Origin of the sequence: Halomonas sp. PBN3 (assembly GCF_000475415.1) — a bacterium.
GTDB lineage: Bacteria > Pseudomonadota > Gammaproteobacteria > Pseudomonadales > Halomonadaceae > Halomonas > Halomonas shengliensis.
The window spans coordinates 1-409 of sequence record NZ_AXCA01000063.1 but is presented as its reverse complement, the minus strand read 5'-3'; the positions used below and the strand labels follow the sequence as shown (position 1 = coordinate 409).

1 protein-coding gene is annotated in these 409 nt (G+C 52.3%); it reads right to left on the bottom strand.

The genetic code is table 11. The annotated features are described in order from the left end of the window. The coding region (gene tnpA / locus Q673_RS35875; RefSeq protein WP_023004969.1) for an IS200/IS605 family transposase at nt 1-243 on the bottom strand (243 nt) is incomplete at its 3' end. Between the last annotated feature and the right edge of the window lie 166 nt (nt 244-409).

Below are 409 nucleotides of genomic sequence, written 5' to 3'. Positions count from 1 at the left end.
GATGTAGCCAACCACATGTGACACCGAGTGCTTCGGAGGGATGCTGATACACATGTGAACGTGATCACGCATCAGGTGCCCCTCTACGATCTGGCACTCCTTCTGTCTTGCCAGCTCATGGAACACCTCACCAAGGTGTTTTCGGATACCACCAAAGATCGCCTTCTTTCGCTTTTTGGGGATGAACACGACATGATACCTGCAGTTCCATGTTGTGTGAGCAAGACTCTGGTACTCTCTCATTGGGAACTTCCTATCTCTTGGCCGAGATTGGAGGTTCCCTTTGACCGCATCACACGGTCAAACCTCGGGTAGTCCCCCGGCAAAGCCGGGGGATTACCTTAGTAAGTATCCCCCGGCAAAGCCGGGGGCTTTATATTGTTAGCCCCTCAAAGGGGCAAGAATCTGA